The following is a 26,294-nucleotide window of genomic DNA, read 5'->3' on the forward strand; positions in this document are numbered from 1 at the left end:
GACTCTCGCCTCGATGATCCCCCTATGAAAACGACAATTACGGCCGCCTACTCGACTACCAGTCGCCTTCTTGGGTCAGTCTCTTCGGCATTCTTTCTAAGCCAAGCTACAGTATGCCGACAGTCTTCTTCGGAAATAAGAGGATCGTGAGATAATCGAAAGTTTTCCATGCGTTCGTACTGGCGGGAGGACAACATCGACCTGTCCAGGAATGTTCGAACGGAAAAAACAGGCATAGGATCTGAAAAGAACGACTTCTGAGTTGCATTAATACGGAGGGTGCGCAGGACCAATCCACCTTCACCGTATGGGACCATCAAATCATAGGTCATGTCATCCATGAGCTTATCGAGACTATGGTCAACTCCAGACGACAAGAAGTTCCTTAGTGCCCTAGCTTCTTGGAGGATCTGTAGGACATCTCGCTCGATCGTTTCTGGTGTCGACGCCCCTCGTTCCAGTAGGCGTGAGATGGCGTGGTGAGAGATATTAGCTGAAATGTTTATGGTCGTTTGAATTTCGTGGCCTCTCGCAACGAACATGAGATCCGAGATGATTACTGATCGTTCGGAGAACGCCTTTTCCTCGTCGTTGTACATGGCGAAGACATCGGTTTCCCGAACCGATGCCAAGCGAACACCGAAAACTGCCTTCAACACTTTGTCCCACTGGGCCAGGTGCACCGTTTCGAAAGCAGGGCGCACATGCTTGGAAACGCGTTTCACAACCCTTCCAGGTTTCTTCGAGAACGCCGACTCGCGGAAAGCCAACACCGCTGCTTCCCGACGTGGCGAAGCCAGCCAATTTGTAATTTCGTTGAGGCTGGGCCGTTCTTGAATGAAGCTTGTGGCGTGACCGGCGGCCAATTTCTTATACAAATCCTGAGGTCCGTGCTTGAGGGAATTTTCGTATATTCAACATGATATCACGCGAAAATCTAGAACGATGAGCCGCCATTTGGTCATGTTCGAATCCCAAAAATCTGACGGTCTCTTCTTGTCGAAGCGGGTGATTGTTGTTTGAATCGAGCACCCAGCCAAGTTTTGTCCCCGCCCCCTTTGCTCCGGGCTGCAACGGTTTATCCCGCATTTTCAGGTTTCCGGGATTTGCGGGATAAATATGGCCAGTCCGCCTCAACCCTCGTCAAGCGCGACGGATAACCTTCTTGCGAGAACCGCAAAGCGTGCAGGTATCAACCTGGCGCTGGAAACCCGGTGACCCGGCCAATTCCCGCGTCTTGTGATTGGCGTGCTGCCTCACTGACAGCCCTAAACGATCGGCAATGCAGTCATCGCAAACTGCATCCGGACGTAAACGCTCGACGAACGCTCGCACTTGTTCAAGAACCGTCTCTGCCATCGCTCAATTGCTACCCCGCAGACCAAGCCAGATCAATTGTTATAACAGGTGCTTCTTTGCCTGGCACAGCATATTGGTCGGATGACGCTCCTGCTCTTTCCATTTTGTTGCAGACGAGATGCGGAACTCGAGTATCCTTGGATTGGCGAAGGCTACAAGCGGGGAATGTGGGCGACTGGCAATGCAAGACGAGACTTCGATCCCGAGGGTGCACGTGCCGTTGCTCCGACCGGAGGACGCAATCCATCACCTCGGTTCGCCGACCCATTGGCAGCCCGGAAGGTCAGCCAAATCTGTGGTCGACCTCTGGTTTTCTGCGAACGCGTTGCCGTCGTCCATACTGGCTGCATTGAGTGCCGATGCCGTGCTTCACGATTGCAGATTGCTGGATGCCTTCCTTGAGCGCTCTGTCGATCTCGGTGACGGTCAACGGCCAAGCCAGACAGACCTGATGGCTATCGTTCGTCACGAGAGCGGGCTTGGCGTTATTGCCATCGAAGCGAAAGTCGACGAGACCTTTGGTCCAACCGTCGCAGAATGGCTGGCTGACCCGAAAGGTGATCTTCCTACCAGGACGGCTCGACTTGATCGGCTGTGCGGCATGATTGGTCTCGATCCTGCCACAGTCGGTTCGTTGCGGTATCAGCTCATTCACCGGACAGCATCGGCGATCATCGAAGCTAAGCGCTACCACGCACAAGACGCGGTCATGATGGTGCAAAGCTTCTGTCCGCGTCGTTCGTGGTTTGATGATTTCAGTGCATTCGCAAGTGCCCTAGGATTTTCTTCCCCCCAAGTGGGCGCGATCAGCGAACCGAAAATTCGTGACGACGTTGCGCTTCGTATTGGGTGGGTTGCGGAGGCGAACGACGGCCCGCACACCAGGCTCGGAACGGCCAGGACAGTTCCCAAGCTGACAGATCTGGGCCGGGTCCAACTGTCAAAGTCCTTCTTCATGCGGGACATGCTCTATTCCGAGGTCGCAATGATCCACGGGCTCAACAATGCCCCAGATGATCCAGACCTGGCGATCAAGGCGGGCAAACGCCTTTGCGAGGAATTGCTCGAACCCCTTCAAGACCATTGGGGCAGGGTTGCGATCCGGTCTGCGTATCGCTCGTGTGAGGTGAATGGCTTTTGCAACGCAATGCAGCGTAAGAAGAAGGCCGGCTACACCTGTGCTTCGAACGAGAGCAACTTCGCGGGGCACATCTGGGATCGCCTCGACGAGAACGGCCACATGGGGGCGATGGCTTGCGTGGTCGTTCCTGGTTTCTGGGCCAAGCACCAAGAGCAAGGCGATTGGCGGATCCTCGCTCGATGGATCCATGAGCATCTGCCTTACTCGACGCTCTATTTCTTTCCGACCTATTGGGCATTCAACATCGGCTGGCATGAAAGTCCTGAAAGGATCATCAAGAGCTACGCCGAGCCAGCGGGTACATTCACTCCGTGACAGGGAGTGAGCGGTTCTATCAACCGTCCTTCTCATGCCGAGCTGCCAGTTCTCGAACGCAAACCACCCGTGTATGCTGAAGGCGCACCGAGTCGAGATTTAATGCGTAGCCTGTTGCTAGGCATTTCTGGGACGACGAAGTGTAGGAAATCAAACGAATTGTTCGGTTGCTTTCTTCATTTTATGTTGGAGATTTTATATGCTGGCGAAGTGCGCCATCTTTGTCGATTTCGACAATGTTTTCACGACTTTATGGGAATTGGATCGCGAAGCGGCACTGCGGTTTGCTTCAGAGCCGGGTGACTGGCTTCAAGTGCTGGCGAACACGCATGTCATCAGTGATCCAAGGCGCTGGCTTGTTGCCCGTTGCTACCTGAACCCGGCGGGCTTTGCCCGCGCCCCTGGAGACGCCAACGAGAGGTTATACTTTTCACGGTTCCGGCCGGGACTGGTACGCGCAGGCTTTGAGGTCATCGATTGTCCAGCAGTATCCCGAGGAGGCAAAAATGCCGCGGATATTCGCATGGTTGTTGATGCCCTGGAGTTGCTCGATCATCGAACACACTTTGATGAGTTTGTCCTCGCTTCAGGCGATTCCGATTTTACGCCGCTCCTGCAAAAGCTTCGTGCTGAAGACCGCCGGATAACGATCGTCTCCCCGGGGTATTTGTCGGCAGCATATACCTCTATCGCCGATCGCATTGTCGGCTTCGAAGCAATCACAGAACTCCTAAGAGCAGATGCAGACCTAGCACTAGGGGACGTCGACAAATCTGGTCCGAGCCAAGGCGAGACCGAGCAAGAAGATAGTCGAGCCGAATTCAGTTCATTGATCCGGACGCGTTATCAAGAGGCAAGTGCCCCCTTGAATCTCGCCGCCCTGGCGCTCGATGCAGCGCGAAAATGCGTCGATGCAAAGCAATCAGGATGGTTCGGAGCCGGAAGCTTCACTGCAGCGGTTGTGGCCTTGGACTTACCCAATGTGCAGTTCTCGCAGCATCACATGTGGGATGCCGAACGACATCAACCGCCGTCCGCTGACAGGACTGATGAGAGCGCCGGCTTGCCAGCCGACGTCGGCCTGCTTGCTAGAGAACTGGACCTGCCGAGAATTGATCGAGCTGACTGGCCCAAGGTTTTCGCCGTACTGGCACAATACGCCAAGACCCATGAGTTCAATCTAACCGAAGCAACGCGGTGGTGCCGTGATGCGCTGGCGGGTGAAGGCGTTGAGGTCGGTCGCAATTCGCTTGCGTACGTGATGCGCGGTGCTCAGTTTGGGGGCGTTAGGCTCGATTCCGAGTTGGCGCCCAGTCCTGAGGCTATTGGGGCGGCTTTTCGCGGTGCAGTCCTCGATCGTGCATCCTCGCTCGGCCTTTCACTTGGAGAGACTGCCGAAGAGGCGATTGGAAATTGGCTTGGCGTGAATTGAGCATGTGGGTCGAGGTCGCGGGTAGGAGACAGTTCAAATGGGCATATTTTCATCTATCTTCAGAGGCCTCTCACGAGGTGCCGTGGTAGTAAATCGCAGGTCATCTAAGATCGACAAGATCAACGATTGGAAGGCGGCCAAGAGGGTGCGCGGCGACTGGATCCCACATGATGAATGGGTAAAGCGGAAGCGTCGCCGCTAGCTCGTTGTATGGGGTAATGCGTCAAGTGACAGGCGGGGAGATTCTAAGTTTCGAGTCCCAAAAAAGCTATCGTGATGTTTGCTCAAATGTTTGACAAATAGCACAAAATTTGGACGCAGCCCCTGTCGAGGATCGCACCCCGGCCCGAATTAGCTCCCAATAGACCTTTTTCGAGGGCTGGGACCGCGCCGGGAAGAGGCAGTCCGCTTCCGGTGTTCAGACGGCAGTAAGTCGACATTCGGCATCCTAACCTATTCTAGGCTCGGAGCCCTCGAGCAGCTTGGGCTCCCCCTCATGGTCTTTTATCGGATGGGCACGATAAGTTCGATGGCAACGAGACGCCAACTGAGTCCATCCCGCTCGAAGCGATAGTTGTTATCGCTTGCTTCGTTGCGGCCTGACGGCGTTGCGACGATTGTATTAAATCCAGACCAGTCGAACGACCAGCTATCGGTGGTTTCCATTATCCGCGGCATGGGGCCCACGGGTTCTCCATCAGGAAAATCTGCGGGCAGTCCGGCGGCGGCGGCAAACTGCCATTCGCGATAAGGTTCGTTGATGAACATGCGAACCGCCCGGGGGTCCGACATCGCATCCAGCGAGCCATATGCTACGACTTCGGTTTCTTGCTGTGCCTTGATATCTGACGCTGGAGGCGCGCGCGTGTCCTACCCGCCTGCTCGGGCAAACAGGACAGCTCTCCAGCGCAGGAGGTTACCTGTACCACAATGGTGAGCACGTCTGCTGTTGAAAAACCGCCACTCGCGCGCCAAACATTCCCCCAAAATGCGTAAGATCCTCGCCTTTTTCCATGCTTTGCTGGCAACCGTACTGCTCACTTGCGGCGTCGCAGCTTTCGCCGCGACGTCGATTCTTCCGTCGTCCGGGGACGCCGCCGAGGCGCAGGTGGCGATGGATCCCTTCGGGCGGGAAACGCCGCGTTCGACCGTGACCAACCTGCTGGGCGTGCTGGCGAGCGAAGATCCCGGTGCCCTCGATCCCTATCTCGACTTGCCTGCCGGTATGGATCGCGCGGAGGTCGTGCCGCGCCTGCGCGCTGCGCTCGATGCGGGCGGGACGCTCGCCACCTATCAGGAACTGGCCAACGAGCCCAACGGGCGGCTCGACGATGGCCTCGACCCGGCAAGCGAACAGGTCGGGACACTCGCCGGGGGCGAGATACCCATCCTACTGACACAGAGCAGCGGCACGGACGGGTCCGCTATCTGGCAACTGTCGGCAGAGACGCTACAGGCCCTCCCGGATATCGAGCCGCAGGCGATCCCGGAGGAAGAGGCCATCGTCGCCGGTGCCCCTGCGCTGGATTGGGTCAAGCTGCTGGGGCTGTTGATCGCCGTCTTCATCGCGACCCGGTTGCTGGCCGCGCTGTTCCTGTTCGGTCTGCGGCAGGTCCTCTCGCGCGATGGGGCGGTGTACCGGGTTCTCGATGCCGCCCTGCCACCACTGGCGCTGGTTGTGACCATTGTCAGTTTCCGGCTGTGGTCGGACGCTGCGCCGATCTCGATCGTCGCGCGCCAGGTCGTGCTGCGCTATCTCGGCCTCGCAGCGTGGATCGTGTTCCTGTGGTTCCTGTTCCGCCTGGTCGATGCGCTCGCCCGGTGGTTGTCGCTGCGCATGACGCGGCGCGCGCGGTACCAGAGCGCGTCGGTCATCGTCTTTGCCCGCCGGGTTATCAAGGCCGGGTTGCTGGTCCTGGGGGCGCTCGGCATCCTCGATACGCTCGGCTTCGATGTCACCGCCGGTGTGGCAGCGCTCGGCATCGGCGGTCTGGTTCTGGCGCTGGGCGCACAGAAGACGGTCGAGAACCTGGTCGGCACCGTATCCGTGTTGGCCGACCGGCCGGTGCAGGTCGGGGATGTGTGCAAGGTCGGCGATGTGCTCGGCACGATCGAGGATATCGGGATGCGGTCGACCCGGATCAGGACGCTGGAACGAACCGTCGTCACGATCCCCAATGGCGATTTTTCCTCACGCCAGATCGAAAACTATACCAAGCGCGAACGTTTCCTCTTCAACGAGACGATCGGCCTCGAATACGCCTTGGATGCGGCCAAGCTGCGTGAAGGGATTGGCCTGATAGAAGAGGCGCTCGCACAGAACGAGCACATCGCCCCGGAGCCGCGCCGGGCGACATTACGTTATTTTGCAACGGACTCGCTGGCGATCGAAACCTTTGCCTACATCATGACCGCCGATTTCGACGAAAGCCTGAGAATCCGCAACGATCTCATGCTCGACATCTACGAGCGATTGGAACAGGCAGGCATCGGGTTCGCCTTCCCGACACAGACCCTTTACCTGCGCAAGGACGAAACCGGGCAAGGGTGACGCGGTACGGTGGTGGTCACGCAACGCTATCCGGCTGACGGTTCGCCGAACATGATCTGCCTGAAGACCTTCACGTAACTTTCTTCCGGCTGGGTGCCGTCGCCCGATCGCAAGACCGCAGTATGCCAGAGTATGAGCAAGGTTTCGGTGATGACATCGGCGGGCAAGCGGAGTGGCTGCCCAAACTGGGCGGCCAGGCCTTCGATCAGAACCCGGAACTGGGCCGTTACACGCGCCTCCGCAGCCTTGTACTGCGCGCGGAATTCCGGGTTGCGAAAGGCATAGAGCTGCAATTCCAGCGCCAGCGCCGCCCAGGCCTGGCGATCGGGGATGTCGGCTAGCCACGCAGCAAGCGTTTGCATGGCCTGATCGATATCGGCTTCCGGGATCGAGGCGGCGAGGTCTTCCAGTCGGTCCCGCTGTTCGGCCAAGTGACCTTCCATGACTTCGAGCAGCAGCAACTCCTTGCTCTCGAAATTCGAATAAAAGGCGCCTTGCGTAAATCCGGCGTCGGCGCAGAGCTGGCGCACGGAAAGTGCCGGGATGGAATGGGCGATCATCAGCCGCTCGGCCGATTCGATCAGCTTGGCGCGTGTTTCCGCCTGGCTTTGCCGACGCGATTTGGTGGTGGTTTCGCCGCTCATGGTGCTCGATCCGTCTCAAAAGTCCTGATTTTCGGAACCGAATTTTCAGATATCACTTGATATTTCAAATGCCCGGCCAGAGGATCGGTTTCCCGTCGATCCTTTTCAGCAGGCAAAACAGGCAGGAGTTGTTGCCCATGCAGCCCATACGGTTCACCCCCAATGTCGAGCAAGTCGATCCCGACGAACAGCGGCTGACGCGCGAGATCGTCGAACAGATGAATGCGACGGCGCGCAACGCGTTCGAACGGCATCGGCACGCCCATCGCGATGCCCATGCGAAATCGCACGCGATCCTTAAGGGTAGCATGACCGTGCACGACGGTCTGTCGGCTGAGCTTGCGCAGGGCATCTTCGCTTCTCCGAAGACCTACGAGGTCGTCGCGCGGCTTTCGTCCGCGCCGGGCGATATCCATTCGGACGAGGTTCCGGCCCCGCGCGGTTTCGCGATCAAGGTGATCGGCGTTCCGGGTGACCGGCTTTCGCCCGACATCGGTGGCGAGAACCAGGATTTCCTGATGGTGAATTTCCCGGTGCTCGCCTTCGGCACGATCCCGAAATACAAGCAGATGCTGGGTCTGCTCGAAAAGAACGCGCATGCGCCCGATTTCTTCCAACGCCTCGTTGCCGGCGTGGCGCGCGGCGCGAAGGATGCGGTGGAAGCGGTGGGCAAGGTGCCGAGCGCGACGCTCGAGGGGTTGGCGCGCGACAACAATCATCCTCTCGGCGAAACCTATCATACGCAGGCCGCTGTCCGGTTCGGCGACCATGTCGCCAAACTGTCGCTCGCCCCGAAATCCCAATCCGTGCGCGATTTGACCGGTCGGGATCTCGAAGACGTCCAATATTCGACCATGCGCGACGTAATCGGCGATTTTTTCCGCGCGAACGGCACCGAATATGAATTGCGCGCGCAGCTCTGCACCGATCTCGAAACGATGCCGGTGGAAGATGCTGCCGTGTTGTGGGAAGAGGAAAAGTCTCCCCATCGTGCCATCGCCACGCTGCGCTTCGACAGCCAGGACCCCTACAGCCCGCCACGCCAGGTTTTCGGCGACGATGTGCTGTCGTTCAATCCATGGAACGGCGTCGAGGCGCATCGCCCGCTGGGCGGCATCATGCGCATTCGCCGCGCGGCCTACGAACGGTCCAGCACCTATCGTCACACTCAGAACGATCGCCCGCGCATAGAGCCGCAGGCCCTGTCCGACATTCCCGATTGACCACCAAGCGCAAAAGGAGCGCGCCATGACCAAAAGCACCGATCCGCGTCTTGCCGATGAGAGCAAGCCCGAAGAAATCCGCCGCCGTGCGCGCGAGCTGGCAGAAGACCTGCCGCAGCTCGCGAAAATCGCGCTGGAAGCGATGATCCGCGACCACAATCCCGATTACAAGGGTACCGCCAACAAGGCGGGGCGCGCGGGAATGCAGTCGGGCAATGTGTCCGAACTGACCGCCATCGCCAAGGTCAAGCCCGGCGGGGCGGACCGCCTGCGTCGCATCTTCGACCTCACCAACGGCAATATGGACGGCGCGCAGCGGGTGTCGACCTTGCACGATATGCGCTTCGTATTTTTCGACGACGACACGCGCATCCTGTTCGCCACAACCTATGATGGCGACTGGGACACCTATATTAACGATTTCGCCACCAAGATTCCGGGGTTGATGGACCTGCTGTTCGCCAATGTCGAAGGCTGGCCGGGGATCGACAGCCCCAAGGTGAAGGACTTTATCGCCGATCACCAGATCGATGCATCGGGATGGTTTGTGGCCAATCCGCAAGTGACGGTTGTGGATACCCGCCGGTACCAGCGGATGGAGCACGCGCTGGATGACTTCCTCGAAAAATCCCGGGCGAATGCGGATATGGATCCCGCCACGAGCAAGGCTCTCGACGAGCTGAGCACGGCCATCGCGCAACCCGAAGGCGTGGATTATTGACATGGGCATTCTGCAAGAACTTTCCGCCCGCTTCCGTCCGGACAAGGTCAAGCTCCAACTCGACGATATCCAGGCGCTGATCCTTCGATCCCGGCCCGAACCCTATGTCGGCATCCATTCGATGATCCATGTCGACGAGGCCGCCGGAGGGCGGGATCTTTTGCGCCGCCTGGCCGACCATATCCCCGCTGCATCGGGTTGGACGGACGAGCTGGACTCGTGGACCGGCGTCGCCATCAGCTATGACGGCTTAAAGGCGCTCGGGCTGCCCGAAACCTCGTTGGAGAGTTTTCCGCTGGCCTTCCAGCAAGGCATGGCCGCCCGCGCCGAGCAGCTACGCGATTTCGGCGAAAACGCGCCCGAAACATGGGAGGATCCCTATCGCCCCGGCACTTGCCATATCGCATTGACCATTTATGCGCGCGACGACGATGCGCTCGACGACGTGCTGGCAAAGGCCGAGGCCGAACTGGAAAAATCCACCGGCATCACGCTGATCGGTACGCACCGTTTCGGTGCCGACGAGGACGCAAAGAACCCCTTCGGCTTTCGCGACAGCATTTCGCAGCCGTTGGTCGACGGGAGCGGGGTCGACCCCTTGCCCGGTCAGGAGCGCGCGATCGCGCCTGGAGAATTCATCTTGGGCGAGAACAGCGAGACCGGTAGCCCGCTCGCCATGCCGCAACCCGCACCGCTTGGGCGCAACGGGTCATACATCGTGCTGCGAAAATATCAGAGCCGCGTCGGCGCGTTTAACGACTTCCTGCGCGAGCAATCCGCCGACGAAGGAGAGCAGGATTATATAGCCGCGAAGATGTTCGGCCGGTGGCAGAGCGGTGCGCCATTGCCGTTAGCGCCGGACCGGGACGATCCGGAACTTGGCGCCGATTCCCGACGCAACAACGACTTCTCCTACGAAGACGATCATCGCGGCCTCGTCTGCCCGCACGCCGCGCATATGCGCCGCCTCAATCCGCGCGACAGCCAGCTTACGATCCTCAGCGATGTGAACATCCACCGCATCATCAGGCGCTCATCTACCTACGGTCCGAAATGGAGCCGCGACGTGACGTCGGAGTCCGATGCGCAGGAGGATCGCGGGCTGTTCTTCATTTTCATCAGCGCCAGGGCATTCGATACGATCGAATTTCTCCAGCAGGAATGGATCAACCGTGGCAACTTCGTCGACCTGGGCGAAGAACGGGATCCGATCGTCGGTCTGCACCAGACGCCCGGGACTTTCACCATTCCCGAAACGCCGGTGCGCCGAAAAATCGATGGCGTGACCACCTTCAACCGGCTGCGCGGCGGAGAATACATGTTCATGCCCTCGCTCACGGCCCTGCGCTGGATTGGCGACGGCGCATGGGACGAAGGCGCGAGCCCATGAACCCACAGAGGGGGCAGGAGGGCGGTTCGGCTTTCGTCTATCCCATCACGGTCGGCCCTGATGCGATCGACGAGCTCGATCACGTCAACAATGCGGTCTATCTGACCTGGGTGCAGCAGGCGATCACCGCCTATTGGGTCGCACATGCGCCGGCGGAGGAGGTCGCAAAGATCGCATGGATCGCCCTGCGCCACGACATCAGATATCGCAGCGAGGCGTTTCTCGGCGACCAGCTCGAGGCGAAAGTCCTCCTCAGGGGCTTTCGTGGGTCCCGCTCGCAATTCGAAATACAGTTCAGCCGCGGCAGCGTGTCTGTCGCCGAAGTGGACACGACCCTGTGCTGCATCGACCGAGAAACACGGCAGCTGCACCGCATCACGCACGAGTTGGCGAGGCATTTCGCCATTGTAGCTTAATGCACACGGCTTCTTGCCCTTTTTCTCCGAGCCATTTGACAATCCCAACGCGAAGGCGCGATAACTGTATAAGTTCTATTAATCGCAGCCCCACAACTATCCCCGTTCTAGCGAGGATACCGACCCGTTATCGTTGCATTTGTTATGCAATGCCTCGGCGCTGCCGACCAAGGCGGTCGCAATAGGAGCGCACATTTGCAGCGATCCCTTGTGCTGAACCGACGCCCACTCTCGGGGGGGACAGCACGCCGATCGCAAGGAGTGGTTGCTAAGGTGCGAAGCTGCCATCTGGGCTGATGCTGACGACAGGCAGCTTTCGGAAAAGATTCAAGCGAGCTTAAATGGCCGACATTAGGGCGCAAAGGAGACATTGAACTTCCTTGCCATCGAAGCCGCTGTGACAATTCCGAGTCCTGAAAAAGGCATCGAACCAATGCATTATACGACTTTTGAGGGCCTTTTGAGGACTTTTTGCAAACAGCCAAATTCCTAACTATTTGAAAAAACGTAGAAAAGTATTTCGAATGTGATGCCTCTTCTGGCACCATCACTTCTCAACATGTTGTGAACACACGCAGAAAGCTGCCCCGTCGGGCGGTTTCCTGCGTGCGGCTCGGTTGGGCTGCGGCGTGTGCTATTCGGGGCAGGGTTGGGTTTGCCATTGATAGGCGGTGACCTCTTCGCCCCTTGGCTGGTAGGAGATCGAAAGATGTTTGCTGCCGCGTTCGATTTCCAGATCGAGGACGCCGTCCTGTCGGCCCTGCAGCCCGTCCTGTGAAAAGCGGTTCAGGATTCGGTCTCCCTCGCGTAGGCCAGCCTTTTCGGCGTTCGAGCCGGGTTTGAGGCCGGTTACGCGGCGGTCCTGCGTCAGCAGGCTGGCGGGATCGAATCCCAGATCGAAGCGGCGCATCGGCTGGGTCGTGCGGCGAAAACACGGGCCAAAGGCGTCTGACGGGGGCAGCACGGTGGCTCCTGCCAACATGGCGTGAAAGCGCGCGATGCCTGCATCGCCCAGTTCGCGATGCAAAAGCCGTTCCCATAGCGCCAGATCCATCGGCTGCCCCGATGCGCGCTCTGCCAGCATTTCGCGCACGATATCGTCGAGCGAGCGTTCTCCACCCGATGCGTCGCGGATCGCCGCATCGGTTTCGGCGAAATAGAGCGATCCGCGATCATAGGGGAGCACGCGAATGCGCGTGTCGCGCCAGAAACCGGCGCCGATGTCGTCATTGGGCGTGCCGATCATGACATTCGTATAGTAACGCCCCGCCGTGCTGTTCAGATCGTCGAGGAAGTCCTGCCGCGATATCAGCCCGGCGCGGAAAGGAAGGAGGCGCTGGTAGTGGACGGCCAGACCCTCTCCGAACCAGGACGAGGCGAAGCCGTCGGGTTCGTTCATCTTGCCATCGAGCGAGTTGACCCATGCGTGCAGCATTTCATGTGCCAGCAGCCCCTTCAGCGCATCGGGCTCCATCGTGTCGTCGAAGGTAAAGGCAAAGCTGTCGGTAAGGCCGATGCCGCTGCCCGGATTGGTTTCGTTGACGCGGGCGAAGACGCCGAAATGATCGGGGCGCTGGCGGAAGAAATCGCCATAGAAGTCCTGCAACCGTGCGGCCCAGCCCATGATCTCTTTCCCGTCGAATGCGAAATCGCCGTCCCATGCAGCAAAGAAAGTGCCCTTTTCCCAGGCATGGGGTGTGCCTGCCATGAAATAGGAGGATTGCAGATCCTGCGCGGTTTGCGGGCGACCGGACTGCACATTGCCGATGCCAAGGCTGGAAATCCCGCGGCGAGCGCGATCCGTCGCTGCGAAATGCCAGTCGATATCGGTGTCGCGCGCGATCTCGTCGTCAGGCAGCATCAGGAACGACAGCCCAGCGCCCGACAGCACGCCGTTGCGCGTGCGAAGTTCGTATTGGGGAAGCGAGAACAGCGGCTGCGCAGGGTCGATCGTGACGCGGTAGGCAACGGTCAATGCGCCCTCGACCGGTCGCGAGGGGCGCCAGTGCCGCGCGCGATTGGCGTCATCCCCGTCCCCGCCTTCATCGCCGGCGGTCACCGCCAGCACGCCCTTTGCATCCGAAAAGGCAAGGGCCGACAGCATATCGGCAGATGTCGGGACGGTGTGGCGCCGCACCGGCATTTCAACCTGCGCATCGGGGGCTAGCCCTTCGATCCTGATCGCGACGTCCAGACTGCGGATATATCCCTGTGCATCGGGCGCGGCGGGTGACAAATGGATGTGCAGATCGGGCGCGTCCTGCGCGGTAGCGGGCAGCGCCGCCAGCGAGAGGGAGCAAGCCAGCAGCATGGCTGCGAACGAAAGCGGGGACCGGTTCATCATGCCCGTCAGCCTAGGCCGGTCGGGCGCAATTGCATCCACGAACAGCAGGCCATCCGCACCTGCCTGCGCATAGGCTATGCTCCGGCACCTGTCTCGTCGGGTAGCGGCAGGCGATGGGTGCATTTGATTTCGGACAGGGTGGCGGTCGACCGCACATCCTCTACCCCCGGCAGGCGCAGCAGGGTGCGGAAGGTGAAGTTCTGATACCACGCCATATTCGGGGCCAGCACTTTAAGGATCACGTCCATCTCGCCGAAAAGCGTATAGGCTTCCATGATTTGCGGTGTGTTTTCGATCGCGATGACAAAGCGGTCGCGTTCGTGGTCCGACAGGCGCGACATTTTCAGCTGGGCGAAAATGAACATGGATTCGCCGAATTTCGACCGGTCGAGGATCGAGACATTGCCGGTGACATAGCCTTCGTCCTTCAGCCGCTGCATCCGCCGCCAGCAGGGCGATTGCGACAGGCCGACCCGTTCGGCAATCTCGCTGGAAGATTCGGAGGAATCGATCTGCAAACGGTCGAGTATCTTAATATCGAGCCGGTCAAGCGGCGCAGGCATAATTATGCTCCTGTCGATGGTTTATTGGCTTGGTAATTCTATGACAGCTTGAACGGCGACAGGAAAGACACGGGCGTTGCCGCCCCTGCGGCTAGACTGATCCAACTGCCCGTTCGCCAAGGGAAAAGGCCGGACCATCATGCGTAAGGACGAAGTCGCCATTTTCGACGGGGCGGATGTTGCCCGCCTGCTCGACTATCCGGGCTGTATCGCGGCGGTGGCCGATGCGATGAAGGCGCTGTCGCAGGGCCGGACGCGGCAATTGCTGCGCACCATGATCCATATGGGCGAGGGGCGGACCTTTGCGCAGATGCCCGGTTCGCTGGGCGATGACGACATGTTCGGCGCCAAGATGATCAGCGTATTCGCGCAGGCCGGCAATCCGGGCGTCAGGCGGCATCGCGGCGTGGTCGCCATGTTCGAACCGGACGAGGGGCGCCCCGTGTGCATCGCCGATGCCGAGGAAATTACCCATATCCGCACCGCTGCCGCGACGGCCGTTGCGACCGATGCGCTGGCGCGGCCCGATGCGCGCACCCTGTTGCTGATGGGCACGGGCGGGCAGGTCCATTCGCATCTGGAGGCTTTGCCGCTGGTGCGCGAATTCGACCGTATCGCGATCTGGGGCCGTAACCGCGCCCATGTCGACGCGGTGGTGGCGCGCTGGCAGGACCGGCTGCCGGTAGAGCCTGCCGGTGACGCGCGGCAAGCGGCAGGGCAGGCCGATGTGATCTGCACGCTGACCGGTGCGAAACAGCCGGTTCTGGCGGGCGAATGGGTGCGCGCGGGGACCCATGTGAATATCGTGGGATCAAGCGGCCCGGGACCGGTAGAGATCGACAGCGCGCTTGTTTGCGCGGCGCGTTACATTGCCGACAGCAAGGCATCCGCACTCGACGCTGCGGCCGAATTTCTGGTGGCGCAGGATGCCGGGCTGGTCGGCCCCGATCATATCGTCGCGGAAATCGGCGAGGTGCTGCTGGGCATAGTCGCGGGGCGCAGCGCCAGCGATCAGATCACCATCTATAAATCGCTGGGCCATGCGGTGCAGGACCTTGCCGCCGCCGCCTATGTCTATCGCAAGAATCTGGCCGAAAAGGACAATTGATGCACCGCTTTCCCCTCTGCCGCCTGTCCCTGCTTGCCGCGACGGCGTTGTCCTTCGCGGCGGTCGCGCATGCGGAGGAGCAATCGTTCGTCGTGATCAGCGGGGGCGAGCGGGTGGGTCATGTCGTCGCAGATATCGACGGGGACAGCGTGGCGATAGACCATGATGTCAAGAACAACGGACGCGGCCCCACCATGCAGGAGCGGATCGTTCTGGGTGAAGACGGGCTGCCGACGGCATGGAGCCTGACCGGCAGCGGCACATTCGGCAATACGGTCGACGAAAGCTTTGGCCGCGATGGCGCGATGTTGCGCTGGCGCGATTCGACCGGCACCGGATCGTTGGAGGCAGACGGACCGGTAATCTATGTCGCGCAGGAAGGCAGCCCGTGGTCGCTGGGCCTGTATGCGCGCGCATTGCTGGCCGATGCCGATCACGCCATGGCATCGGCACCGGGCGGGATGCTGTCGCTGGAAGAGGAAGCGCCGGTCGATCTGGGCGGCACCCGATACCGGTCGTTCCTGATCAAGGGCATCGGCATGTCGCCCCTGGCCATATTGCTGGACGACAGCGGCGATCTGGTGGCCAGCTATTCGTCGGGCGGGGCGACGATCCGCGAAGGGCTGGAACGCCATGTCGAGGCGCTGTCCGCGATCGCTGCCGAGCGCAGCGCCGCGCGCTTTGCCCTGTTGCAGCAGCGGCTGGCCCATCGTTTCGATGTGCCCGTTCGGCTGCGCAACGTGCGCATATTCGATTCCCTTAGCGGCACATTGGGCGAGCCCGCATCGCTGGTATTTTTCGAAGATCGCATCGCGTCGGTCGAACCGGTGGACAGCCCCGCCAGCGCGGGCGAGGTGCTGATCGAGGGAGAGGGGCGCACGGTGATCCCCGGCCTCAACGACATGCATGCGCATCTGTCGATGCAAAGCGCGCTGCTCTATATTGCATCGGGCGTCACCTCTGTCCGCGACATGGGCAATGACAATGACGTGCTGCTCGACCTGCAACGCCGGATCGAAGGGGGCGAGCTGGCGGGGCCGCGCATCGTGCGCAACGGTTTTCTGGAAGGGCGCAGCGAATATAGCGCGCGCAACGGGCTGATTGCCGCCACGCAGGAAGAGGCGCTGGATGCGGTGCGCTGGTATGCGGCGCGCAATTATTGGCAGATCAAGATCTATAACAGCTTCGATCCCGGTTGGGTGCCTGCCGTTACGCAAGAGGCGAAGCGGCTGGGCATGGGGGTTACCGGCCATATTCCCGCCTTTACCAATGCCGATGCGATGATCGCGTCGGGTTATGACGAGATTACGCATATCAATCAGCTGATGCTGGGCTGGGTGCTGCGGCCGGACGAGGACACGCGCACGCCGCTGCGCCTGACCGCGATGCGGCGGACGGCGGGGCTGGATATCCATGCGCCGCGGGTCGATGCCACGCTGGACGCGATGGAAAAGGGCGGCATTGCGCTGGACCCCACGGCCGTTACGCTGGAACTGCTGATGTTAAGCCGCGACGGCGCGGTCGCCCCTGCGGTGCGGTCCTATTACGATCATCTGCCCGTCAGCCTGAAGCGCCGCCGCCTGCAGGGCATTGCGCCGATGGAAGGGCCGGAGGATCTGGCCGCCTATGAGGGCGCGTTCGATACGATCAAGGCGCTGCTGGCCGATATGCATGCGCGCGGCATTACCCTGCTGCCCGGAACCGACGATGGCACCGGCCTGTCGCTTCACCGCGAATTGCAGATTTATGCCGAGGCGGGGATTCCGGCTGCCGATGTGCTGCGGATCGGCACGCTGGGTCCGGCGGCCTATATGGGGCTGGACCAGTCGCGCGGATCGGTGGCCAAGGGCAAGCTGGCCGATTTCGCGCTGATCGACGGCAATCCGCTTGAGGATATGACCGCGCTGCATCGCATGGCGATGGTGGTGAAAGGGGGGGTGGTCTATTACCCGTCGGAAATCTGGCAGGAAGTGGGCGTTGCACCCTTTGCCGCCCCGCCATCCGTCGCGCAGCCTTCCGTTACCGCCGCGCACGTTCCTGCGGGGCGGGTGCACGATCATCAGGATGCGTTCTGATCGACCCTAGCGGCGGGGGCGAAGGCAATACCAGATGGCGCCCGCCGCGCCCCATGCCAGCAAGAGGACATAGGGGCGCCAGTCCGCCTCTATCCCCGTCAGCGCCAGAGCCAGCGCGCAGAGCGCCCCTGCGCGACCCAGCCATGTCATCGCAGCGGGCGAGGGGCGGAACGCAGCCTGCGCGTGCAGATCGGAATGCCCCGACGCGACCCGCGCCGCGACTAGGCAGATGCTGCCATATTTCACCAGATTGGGAATATTGACCGCAAGGAACAGAAAGGTCAGCTCCATCGGCAGCAACAGGCCTGCACAGCCGATCAGGAATACCGCCAGCAGCGCGACATGCGGCACATGGGTGCGCGGATGAACGCGGGTCAGGAACGCGGGCAGCACGCCGGCCTCTCCCATGGCGAACAGGCTGCGGCTGAACAGGGTGAAAATGGCGTTGAGGCTGGTGCCGATCGCAACCACCGCTGCGCAGACGATCACCGGTTTTGCCAGCGGCCCCATGAATTGCGCCGCCGCGTCGAGGATCGGTGCCTCGCTGGTGGCAAGCGTGTCGGCGCCCAGAACGGTCAGCGCGACGAAGGCGACCGCGATATACAGCAGCGTGGCCGATCCGATGGCCAGCGCGATTCCCAGCGGGATCGAACGGCGGCCGTCGGCGACTTCGGCCCCTGCCTCGGTCGCGGCTTCAAGCCCGAAGAACAGGCCCATCAGCAGCGGCGTCGCCGCCAGCACGCCGCCCCAGCCATGCGGCACGAACGGCGCCAGTCGCGCCGGTTCCGCCGCTACCGCGCCGCCCCATGCGACGAACACGCCGAACAGCACGACCAGCGCGCCGATCATCGCGGTCTGCGCGCGCGCGGCGATATGCACGCCCGCCAGATTGACCAGATAGGATGCCAGCAGCACCGCGAACATGGTCGGCTTTACCGGCAGGTCGACCACCATCGACACATAGCGGACCACCACCAGCGCCAGCACCACCATCGCGCCCATATTGGCGATAATGCGCATCCACGCGATAATGAATCCCAGCGCCGGATGCAGGAAACGCGAAGGCCAGACAAAGCTGGCGCCCGAAACGGGCATGGCCGATCCCAGAAAGGCATAGCTGATCGCGATCAGATACATTGGCAGCGCGGCGACGACCACCGACAGCAGCATGGCGGGGCCTGCCAGCGCGGTTGCGGGCGAAATGGCCGAAAAGATCGACACGCCGACCGCCGTGCCAAGCCCCAGCGAGACCACGCCCCACAGGCCGATCCCCTTGCGCAGCGATGATGCGCTATCGCTCACCGGCAGGGATCGTCCTGCACAAAGCCGGTGAGGTCGGAGAGAAATGCGGTGCGACTGGCATCGTCGGAATAGAACACATGGCCGCCGCCATAGACCTCGTTCCGCCAGCGGTCGCGCGGCAGGTTCGATTGCGCAAACAGATAATCCGCCGCACCCACCGTGGTCGTCAGGTCATAAAGGCCGGTGCCGACGAACAGGCGCAGACAGCGGTTTTGCGCGGCATGGGTTTCGACGGTCTGCATGAACGGCCAATCGGCAAACGGGCTGTCCGCGCCGCCATAGGACCAGGGCTGGTCAAAGCGCGAAATGACCTTGTATGCGTCCGCATTCGCGATCCCCAGCCATACGCGCAGATAATCGCGCATCGCCTTTTCATAAATGTCCGAAATAACCGAGGCCGGATCGGGGCCCATCATCACCGTCACATCCGCGGAGCGCGGCGCGGTATAGCGCGCGTCATAGCGTCCCGTCACTTGCCCCTGTTCGCGCAGCAATTCCACGCGAAAGCGTTCCTTGGAAATGCGCAGGTCGTTGGCGAGGTAGAATTGCGCGGAAATGCCGCTCAATTCTTCCAGCCTTTGCGCGATCCGCCTTCGTTCGGAAGCGGGGAGGTCGCGGCCCATGAACAATGCGGGCAGATAGGTTTCGCGCCCGAACCGCGCGGCGGCGTCGGCTGCGTCCTGCGGGTCGCATGGGGCGGCGATCCTGCCATGTCCGCAGGCGATGGCGGCCAGCGTGGGCAGCGATACCGGATAGGTGACCATATTGTCGGGGCGCTGCGATGTCTCGATCATGTTGAGCGCCTGCCCCAGCAGGATCACCCCGCGCAGCCGGTCGCCAAGGCCCAGTTCCTGCAAGGCGTCGAGCATGGCGACAGCGCGGATCGTGCCATAGCTTTCGCCAAGGATATAGACAGGCGCATCGGTGCGTTCCTGACGGTGCAACCATGCGGCGACCAGTTCGGCATTGGCGCGCGCGTCGCCCGACACGCTGCGATAGGGTGCTTCGCCGGCACCTGCGGGGCGCTGCGAAAAGCCGGTGCCGGGCGGGTCGATGAACACGATATCGGCCACGCGGTACAGTTCCGCCGCGCCCGACAGCCAGACGGGTTCTTCCGGCGCAGCGGCGGCGGGGTCCTGCGGGACCTGTGCCAGCACGGGGCCCAGCGCGCCCATGTGCAGAAACGCCGCGGCTGCCCCCGGCCCGCCGTTGAAGGCAAAAATCACCGGCCTGTTCGCATCCGCATTTTCGGCGCGATAGGACAGATAGCCTGCCGTCGCGCCCTGCGTATCGGGCCCGGCGGTTACGGGCAACACGCCCATTTCGGCCATCAGCGGCCCGTCCATGCCCGCCAGCGCAAGCGGCCTGCGGGCAAGAATTCCGGCGCTTGCCGTTTCGTTTTGTGCTTGACCGCGCCGGGTGTTTCCAGCCGCGGATGGCCCATCCTGGGCATGTGCGGGCGACAGCCATGCGACCGCTGCCCACAGCAGCGCAAAGATCACGGCCAGCGGCAGCACTTGCCAATGGGGTTTCATTCTGCGGTCCATGATCGGAACGATCGCTCCCTTCAAGCCCCGTCGCGGGACAGCGGTGCCGCGCGATAGGATTTCAGCCCGTCGGTCAGCGCGTCCAGTCCATAGACCAGCCTTTTGCGATCCATCGCAAAGCCCAGCCTTACATAACCCGGCGCTCCAAAGCACTCTCCGGGTGCGACCAGTACACCGCTGCGATCGGCCAGCCAGTCCGAAAAGCGGCGCGTATCGGCGATGCCGGTCAGGCGGGGAAAGGCGATGCAGCCAAATTCGGGCAGGTCACCTTCGATAAAGCCTTCGTCGCGCCAGTGGGCATAATAGGATTCCATCACGGGCCGCGCCTGTGCCAGCGTGTCCATGGTGTGCTGCATGAAGGGATCGGGGTTCTCCATGATCAGCGCGGCAATGGCGTGCGACAGATTGGAGATGGTGAATTCGGATTCGTGGCCGAACGCCTTGATCGGGGCGATCGTCTCGCTGTCGCCGATCAGCCAGCCGCAACGCAGCGTGCTCAGCCCGAAAATCTTGGTCAGGCTGTTGACCGAAATCAGTCGCGGCGAAATGCCAAGCGATGCCGCGGGGCGCAGGTTGTTGCCCGCATAGGGCGCGTAAACCTCGTCCACCACGACATACAGGTCGTGCTTTTCGGCCAGCGCGGCCAATGCGCGGATCGTATCCTCGCCCGTCAGCACGCCGGTGGGATTGTGCAGGTTCGATATCACGACCAGCCGCGTGGCGGGGCCGATGCTGCGTTCCAGCGCGTCGATGTCGATGGCGAAACCGGGACCGCTGCGCTGGAAACGGTCGAACGGAATGCCGAACGCATGGGCCAGATTGCCGAACAGGTCGAAACCCGGATTTTCCACCAGCACACGCTCGCCCGGACGGACAAGCGCATGATAGATCAGCGCGATGGCGCCGGTCGCACCCGTGGTGGTGTAAAGCTGGTCTTCCGACACGCCATACCCCTTCGCCAGATGTTTGACGACATAGGGATTCCCGCCGTCGAACGTGCTGGTATAGCGCGTGGTGATCTCGCCTCCGAAAGCCTCGATGATCTGGCTGCGCAACAATTCGGTCGGTTCTGCGACCGAGCTTTCGAACAGGTTGACCTGCAATTCGCGGCACGAACGATTGCGCCGGATCGCCTGTCGCACCCATTGCGAGAATGTTGCCTCGGGCGGGCGGGATGAAAGCGTGGCCATGGATGGGAACTCGGATGATCCGGACATTCGGGGCGTTCTGGAAATGCCCCCGCCCGCCGCGTGACGGGCAGGGGCGTGGCCGTTACATCTTGACGTTCACGCCGATCCAGAACCGGCGGCCCAGTATGTCGCCATAGCTGATGCGCGGATAGGACGGCTCTTCATCGGTGAAATTATCGACACCGCCGCGCAGGGTGAACGCGCCCGCCTGATACTGTCCCGAAAGGCTGTGGGTCAGATTGCTGTCGAGCACGGGGTTCGGATTATTCTCGATCGTGGCATCCGGACCGTTCAGCGTCTTGTCGAGGTAATAGGCCTGATAGCTCAGGCGCACGGGCCCCTTTTGCCAGTCGAGATTGAAGCGGCCTTCCCACTCCGGCTTGAAATAGGTGCCGTCGGTACGGGTAAAGGTTTCGCCCGTGACCGATGTGGTCAGCAGCGTGTTATGCGTGGCGTTGACGCCGATGTGGAAGTCGCCAAGCCCTTCGGGCGCGAAGACGTAATCGATTGCATAGATTTCGCCGCGATATTTGACGACGCCTGCGTTGAAAGTGGTCGTCGTGCCGGTGACCACCGTGCCGCCGGGGCTGATCCCATCGCTGACGTCAAGGCGGGTAAAGGCATCGCAGACCGCCGGATCGGGATCGGTATTGTCATAGCAGGCCGCCATGAAATCCTCGGTCGTAAAGGCCGAAAGCCCGTCTTCCAGATCGATCTCGATCCGGTCGGCGCTGATCGTCAGACCGGGGATGAAATAGGGTTGCAGCACGATGCCATAGGTGAAGGTGTCCGACACCTCGTTCCGCAGGTCGGGATTGCCGCCCGTCGTCACCATCGTGCGCTGGAAGTTCTCGGCAGGGTCCTGGAACGCGGCCAGCCGGTCCTCGGCGCTTAACCCGTCGTTCGCGCCATCGGGGCCGGTGCCATATCCGGGGTTGGCCTGAAACAGCGCAAGACAGTTGGCATAACGCACGTCGGGATTGGGGCCGGCATTGATCCTGTCGGCATCGCACGGATCGACGCCCGCGTTGGACAGGCCGGTCGAACTGGGCGCGATCAGCTGGGTCAGCGTGGGGGCGCGGAAATTGCGGCTGCGCGATGCGCGCAGCGTGACGCCCTCGAACATCTCCCACCTTGCGCCAAGATCCCACACTTCCTCGCCCCCGGCGAGCGAGTTGTCGACATAGCGGCCCGCCGCGTTCAGCTCGAGGCTGCGGACCAGCGGGATTGCCATGTCGCGGCTGATGATCGGGATCAGCAATTCGGCCGAGATTTCGTCGGTGTCATAGCCGCCCGACTGGATTTCCTCCATCGTGCCGCCGCCGAACAGGCCCAGCCGGTTGGCTTCCTTGGGCGTGAAGGTCGCCTGTTCGTCGCGGTGTTCGTATGCGACGCTGAATTTCGCCATGCCCGCGGGCAGTTCGACGATATCTCCACCCAGAGTGGCCAGGAAATCGATCTGCTCGTTCGTGTAATCCATGCCTGCGCGCACGCTGACATATTGCTGCGCATCGGCGCTGACATTGCCGAAACCGAACGGGTTGATCGGGGCGCAGGCCGCATCGTCGTTCGACGGATCGGCATCGGCATTGATGGCGCATACGATCTGCCCGCCCGACAGCACCGCATTGATCGCATTGTTATATTTGGCGTTGTCGACTTCCCAATAGGAGGATTCGCCTTCGACCCGGGCATAGCTGCCCGACACCGACCAATAGAAATCGCGGTCGCCCAGCCCGAAATCGCCTTCCAGCGCCAGCAGGCCGCGATAGGTGTCGGTTTCGGTCGTCTGCTGCGTATCGGGAGTCAGGTCGAAGAAATATTTCGACAGGAAGAGCGGTGCGCCTGCCGCAAAGGACGGGCTTGCCGCGCTGAGCGTGGCGATGGCGTCCGCCGTCAGGAACGGATTGTTGCGGGTGAACACCACCGGCCCCGCATAGGTGCCGTTGTTGAGTATGGTGCGGCTCTGTCCCTGCGGAATCTCGGTCCCCTTGGTATTGGCATAGAGAAATTCGCCGCGCAGGGTGATCGCATCGGTCAGGTCGTAATGTCCGATCGCATTGGCGGTCAGCCGGTCGACGCCGGTGCGCAGACCGACCAGATCGGTATAGGCAAAGCCGTCGCCGCCGCTGGCAAAGGGAATGCCGACATTGGTGCCGGGGTCGAAACCGGTCACGCCGCCATCGGGCGCGAATTGCAGCCCGCCGCCCGTCAGCGCAAAGGGGAAGGGCGCGGGAATGTTGAAGATCACGCCATTGCCGTTGAATTCCCAGAAATGCGCATCCAGCAATTCGCGAACAGAGGGAATGCCGTCATCGGGACCGGTGTCGTCGGGATTGCTTTGCGTCAGGCGGCCCAGTGCCGACAGCGGGCGATCGGTAAAGCGCAGCAGCGGCGAATGCGCATAGCCGACGTCGAGAGCGATATTGCCGCGCCCGTCCGCGAAATTGGTGCCGATGGTGCCCCTGAGGCTGTAGGTGTGGTAATCCCCGCGCGAGGAAATGCCGTTCTGCGCGTCCAGCTCGATCCCTTCGAAATCGTCTTTCAGCACATAGTTGACCACGCCCGCGATGGCATCCGAACCATAAACCGCTGCGCCGCCGCCCTGCACGACTTCGACCCGTTCCAGCAGGCCGAGGGGGATGATATTGGCATCGACCTGCGCATCGCCCAGACCGGACGAACTGGTCACCATGCGGCGGCCGTTGACCAGCGTCAGCGTGCGGCCTGCGCCAAGGCCGAAAAGATCGGGAAACTGCTGTCCCGAACCGCTCTGCTCGCCGCTTCCGTCGGCCTGGTTCAGTTGCGGCGAGTTGGATGTGATCTGGTTCAGCGCCTCTGCCGCGCTGGTATAGCCGCGATCGGCGAATTCCTGTTCGCTCACCACGATGCGGGGCGCGGTTTCATCGGCGGGATCGCGGCGGATGCGCGACCCGGTGACGACGATTTCTTCCGCCGGTGCCGCACTGTCGGCTTCGGCCGTTGCGGCGGGCGGCGCGATGTCCTGTGCGTGGGCGGCGGTCGATCCCAGCAGCAATGCGGGCGCGGACGTCGATGCGAGCAGCACGGCGAATCCGGTCCGGCAATTGAGAAGCTGGCGCTTGCGATAATCGGTCATCATTCCCTCACGTCCTTTACGACCCGTCTTGTCCATTACAGCAAGGTTACAGGCGGTCGGGGCGATAGGGATTGCAAACATGCGTCCACCAAGGGGCGGCGCGCATCAAAATTGTCGAAATCGGACTGCGAGCGAATTAATTTCCGGTTTGGGGCGGCAGGGGCGAATTGCCGAAGAAAGCGGTCAGGTCGCGGCCGAATAGCGGTGCCTGCGACGCTTCCTCGTACATCATATGCCCGCCGCGATAGCAGCGCAGGACGAAACTGCCGTGCCATTGCGGCCCGAAAGCCGCCGCAGCCGCGCGGTTCGCGGCGCAACTGCCCAGCGAATCGTAAAGTCCGGTGGCGACCAGTACGCGCGTGTCGGGCGACCGGGCCAAAAGCTGCGCCACCCATGGCTGCGACGGGCTGGGCGGCCCTTCGCCCGCCATGGCGCGGGCCAGCGATTCCTCGGTAACGGGTGCCTGATCATATTGCCATTGCGCGCCGACCGGAATGGCGGGAACCTCGATCCCCGCATATTCGCCGCTCCGATAGCCAAGCACTTCGCGGTAATAGGCAATGATCGCGGCATCGGCCTGCGCTTCGTCCGCGCCCGCATCCGTTTGCCGCATGTCGAAAATGCCCAGCGTCTTCCCCTTGTCAGCCAGCAGTTTCTGGCGGAAGTCACGGGGAGAGATCCACAGGCTTTCGGCATCGACCTGCGCTTCGTCCAGCCCGTGAAAGCGCGCCAGATCGCGCGCCACTTGCTGCCTGCGAACGGCTGGCAGCGATGCCGGATCGGCAAGGGCGGGATACCAGCTTTCCAGCGCCCATTTCTCTGCCATAGCAACCGCCTTGTCTCCCATCGCCTGCAGATCGGCAGGCAACCGCCCCAGCGCCAGGGCGGTGGCGGTGCGATTGGGTAGCGACAAGGCGCGCATCAGCGCACGTTCGGGTGCATCGCCCTGCGGAATGCCGCCCGAAATCAGCGCAATGCCCGCAATTTCGACGCCCGATCCGGCCAGCAGGTCCGCCGTTCCGGCCGCGCGCCACGTGCCAAAGCTTTCACCTGCCAGATAGAGAGGGGAAGCCTGCCGTCCGGCGGCTTCGCGGAACTGTGTGACAAAGCGGGCGGTCGCCGCGATATCGCCCATGGTGCCATATAGCGCCTTGCCCGCATCCTTACCGGCCGCGCGGCTGAAGCCGGTGCCTGCGGGGTCGAGGAAAACAAGATCGGCCGATACAAGCGGGGTCACCGGATTATCGACCAGTGCCCCGCCCTTCAGCACTTTTGGCCCCATCGCGTGGAAATGCAGCAGCCGCGAATCCGCACCAGGGCCGCCGTTCCAGACAAAGGCGATCGGGCGCCCAGCATCTGACCGGTCTAGGAAATAGGCCGTATAGAACAGATCCGCCTGGTTCGTGCCCGAAGCGTCATCGACGGGAAGCGTGCCCGCGCAGGCGCGATAGGACAGGGTGTCATCCCCCGCCTTCACGCTATGCTGCGTGGCAATTGCATCGCCGGGGCAGGCAGCGACCGGCGGCGGGACATGCGCGCAGGCGCCCAACAGCGGCGCAAGGGCAGAGAGGGTGAGCCAGACGATGGATTTCATGAATTGCCCCAAAGATGGTTTGTCGTCGCCATGGTACCACCAATCGCGGGAAGATTTATGCGCAAGGCGGTTCCAAGGCGCATTGCGATCCGGAAATCGGGCAGGTTTACGCGAGTTTGCGCCGAAACATGCATTATCTATTCCCGGCAATTGCGATAGGTTCGCCCCATGAACGACATTCGCGGTTCGCAACATGGTCGCGGTTCGCATGCGGCAATGAATTTAACGCGCAGGTCGCTGGTGGCGGGAACGGCAGCAATG

General features: G+C 61.5%; 19 protein-coding genes. 9 read left to right on the forward strand and 10 right to left on the reverse strand.

Annotation, left to right across the window (positions count from 1 at the left end):
* Positions 1-47: 47 nt before the first annotated feature.
* Positions 48-878: a hypothetical protein gene (locus LOZ74_RS01750; RefSeq protein ID WP_230292626.1), complete on the reverse strand. Its 831-nt coding sequence runs from the start codon at positions 876-878 to the stop codon at positions 48-50.
* Between the two features lie 662 nt (positions 879-1,540).
* On the opposite strand from LOZ74_RS01750, the gene LOZ74_RS01755 reads away from it, so the two are divergent.
* A complete protein-coding gene (locus LOZ74_RS01755) occupies positions 1,541-2,815 on the forward strand; it encodes a hypothetical protein (protein WP_230292627.1) in 1,275 nt (424 codons plus the stop codon).
* A gap of 199 nt (positions 2,816-3,014) precedes the next feature.
* Complete coding sequence (locus tag LOZ74_RS01760; protein WP_230292628.1) at positions 3,015-4,247, forward strand: NYN domain-containing protein; 1,233 nt, start codon at positions 3,015-3,017, stop codon at positions 4,245-4,247.
* Positions 4,248-4,751: 504 nt separating this feature from the next.
* Here LOZ74_RS01760 and LOZ74_RS01765 read toward each other — a convergent pair.
* Complete coding sequence (locus tag LOZ74_RS01765) at positions 4,752-5,015, reverse strand: hypothetical protein (protein WP_230292629.1); 264 nt, start codon at positions 5,013-5,015, stop codon at positions 4,752-4,754.
* A 220-nt stretch (positions 5,016-5,235) separates the two neighbouring features.
* Here LOZ74_RS01765 and LOZ74_RS01770 point away from each other — a divergent pair, with 220 nt between their 5' ends.
* Positions 5,236-6,798, forward strand: a complete 1,563-nt coding sequence (locus tag LOZ74_RS01770) for a mechanosensitive ion channel family protein (protein ID WP_230292630.1) — start codon at positions 5,236-5,238, stop codon at positions 6,796-6,798.
* 26 nt (positions 6,799-6,824) lie between these two features.
* On the opposite strand, the gene LOZ74_RS01775 is transcribed toward LOZ74_RS01770, so the two are convergent.
* Complete coding sequence (locus LOZ74_RS01775) at positions 6,825-7,442, reverse strand: TetR/AcrR family transcriptional regulator (RefSeq protein WP_185884396.1); 618 nt, start codon at positions 7,440-7,442, stop codon at positions 6,825-6,827.
* 137 nt (positions 7,443-7,579) lie between these two features.
* Between LOZ74_RS01775 and LOZ74_RS01780 the strand changes: the two genes are divergently transcribed.
* The 4 genes from LOZ74_RS01780 to LOZ74_RS01795 are packed head-to-tail and all read left to right on the forward strand — an operon-like array spanning position 7,580 to position 11,192.
* A complete protein-coding gene (locus tag LOZ74_RS01780) occupies positions 7,580-8,665 on the forward strand; it encodes a catalase family protein (protein WP_063512051.1) in 1,086 nt (361 codons plus the stop codon).
* Between the two features lie 25 nt (positions 8,666-8,690).
* Positions 8,691-9,386 carry a hypothetical protein gene (locus LOZ74_RS01785; RefSeq protein WP_063512050.1) on the forward strand — a complete coding sequence of 232 codons (696 nt, stop codon included), beginning with the start codon at positions 8,691-8,693 and terminating at the stop codon, positions 9,384-9,386.
* A gap of 1 nt (position 9,387) precedes the next feature.
* Positions 9,388-10,776, forward strand: a complete 1,389-nt coding sequence (locus LOZ74_RS01790; RefSeq protein ID WP_230292631.1) for a Dyp-type peroxidase — start codon at positions 9,388-9,390, stop codon at positions 10,774-10,776.
* Positions 10,773-11,192, forward strand: a complete 420-nt coding sequence (locus LOZ74_RS01795; RefSeq protein ID WP_063511171.1) for a thioesterase family protein — start codon at positions 10,773-10,775, stop codon at positions 11,190-11,192. The genes LOZ74_RS01790 and LOZ74_RS01795 overlap by 4 nt, the downstream gene beginning before the upstream one ends.
* A 634-nt stretch (positions 11,193-11,826) precedes the next feature.
* Here the strand turns inward: LOZ74_RS01795 and LOZ74_RS01800 are convergent.
* Both LOZ74_RS01800 and LOZ74_RS01805 read right to left on the reverse strand, forming a co-directional pair.
* Positions 11,827-13,536, reverse strand: coding sequence for a peptidase M61 (locus LOZ74_RS01800; RefSeq protein WP_230292632.1), 1,710 nt, complete (start codon positions 13,534-13,536; stop codon positions 11,827-11,829).
* A 74-nt stretch (positions 13,537-13,610) separates the two neighbouring features.
* Positions 13,611-14,099 (reverse strand): Lrp/AsnC family transcriptional regulator, encoded by a 489-nt coding sequence (locus tag LOZ74_RS01805; RefSeq protein WP_230292633.1) that lies wholly within the window; start codon positions 14,097-14,099, stop codon positions 13,611-13,613.
* 139 nt (positions 14,100-14,238) lie between these two features.
* On the opposite strand from LOZ74_RS01805, the gene LOZ74_RS01810 reads away from it, so the two are divergent.
* Together LOZ74_RS01810 and LOZ74_RS01815 are read left to right on the forward strand one after the other, a co-directional pair.
* The gene (locus tag LOZ74_RS01810; protein WP_230292634.1) at positions 14,239-15,207 is read left to right on the forward strand and encodes an ornithine cyclodeaminase family protein; all 969 of its coding nucleotides are present in this window, start codon (positions 14,239-14,241) and stop codon (positions 15,205-15,207) included.
* A complete protein-coding gene (locus LOZ74_RS01815) occupies positions 15,207-17,282 on the forward strand; it encodes an amidohydrolase family protein (protein WP_230292635.1) in 2,076 nt (691 codons plus the stop codon). The genes LOZ74_RS01810 and LOZ74_RS01815 overlap by 1 nt, the downstream gene beginning before the upstream one ends.
* A gap of 6 nt (positions 17,283-17,288) precedes the next feature.
* Here the strand turns inward: LOZ74_RS01815 and LOZ74_RS01820 are convergent, their stop codons facing one another.
* The 5 genes from LOZ74_RS01820 to LOZ74_RS01840 form a co-directional block, all read right to left on the reverse strand.
* The gene (locus tag LOZ74_RS01820) at positions 17,289-18,584 is read right to left on the reverse strand and encodes an APC family permease (RefSeq protein ID WP_230292636.1); all 1,296 of its coding nucleotides are present in this window, start codon (positions 18,582-18,584) and stop codon (positions 17,289-17,291) included.
* Positions 18,581-20,119 carry a septum formation initiator gene (locus LOZ74_RS01825; protein WP_230292637.1) on the reverse strand — a complete coding sequence of 513 codons (1,539 nt, stop codon included), beginning with the start codon at positions 20,117-20,119 and terminating at the stop codon, positions 18,581-18,583. Before LOZ74_RS01825 ends, LOZ74_RS01820 begins: the two co-directional genes overlap by 4 nt.
* Before the next feature lie 32 nt (positions 20,120-20,151).
* Positions 20,152-21,321 carry a pyridoxal phosphate-dependent aminotransferase gene (locus LOZ74_RS01830; RefSeq protein ID WP_230292638.1) on the reverse strand — a complete coding sequence of 390 codons (1,170 nt, stop codon included), beginning with the start codon at positions 21,319-21,321 and terminating at the stop codon, positions 20,152-20,154.
* 82 nt (positions 21,322-21,403) lie between these two features.
* Positions 21,404-24,442, reverse strand: coding sequence for a TonB-dependent receptor domain-containing protein (locus tag LOZ74_RS01835; protein WP_230292639.1), 3,039 nt, complete (start codon positions 24,440-24,442; stop codon positions 21,404-21,406).
* Between the two features lie 133 nt (positions 24,443-24,575).
* Entirely contained in the window at positions 24,576-26,033 is a 1,458-nt protein-coding gene (locus LOZ74_RS01840) for a peptidase S10 (protein ID WP_230292640.1), read from the reverse strand.
* Between the last annotated feature and the right edge of the window lie 261 nt (positions 26,034-26,294).

Origin of the sequence: Croceicoccus sp. Ery5 (assembly GCF_020985325.1) — a bacterium.
Classification (GTDB): Bacteria; Pseudomonadota; Alphaproteobacteria; order Sphingomonadales; family Sphingomonadaceae; genus Croceicoccus.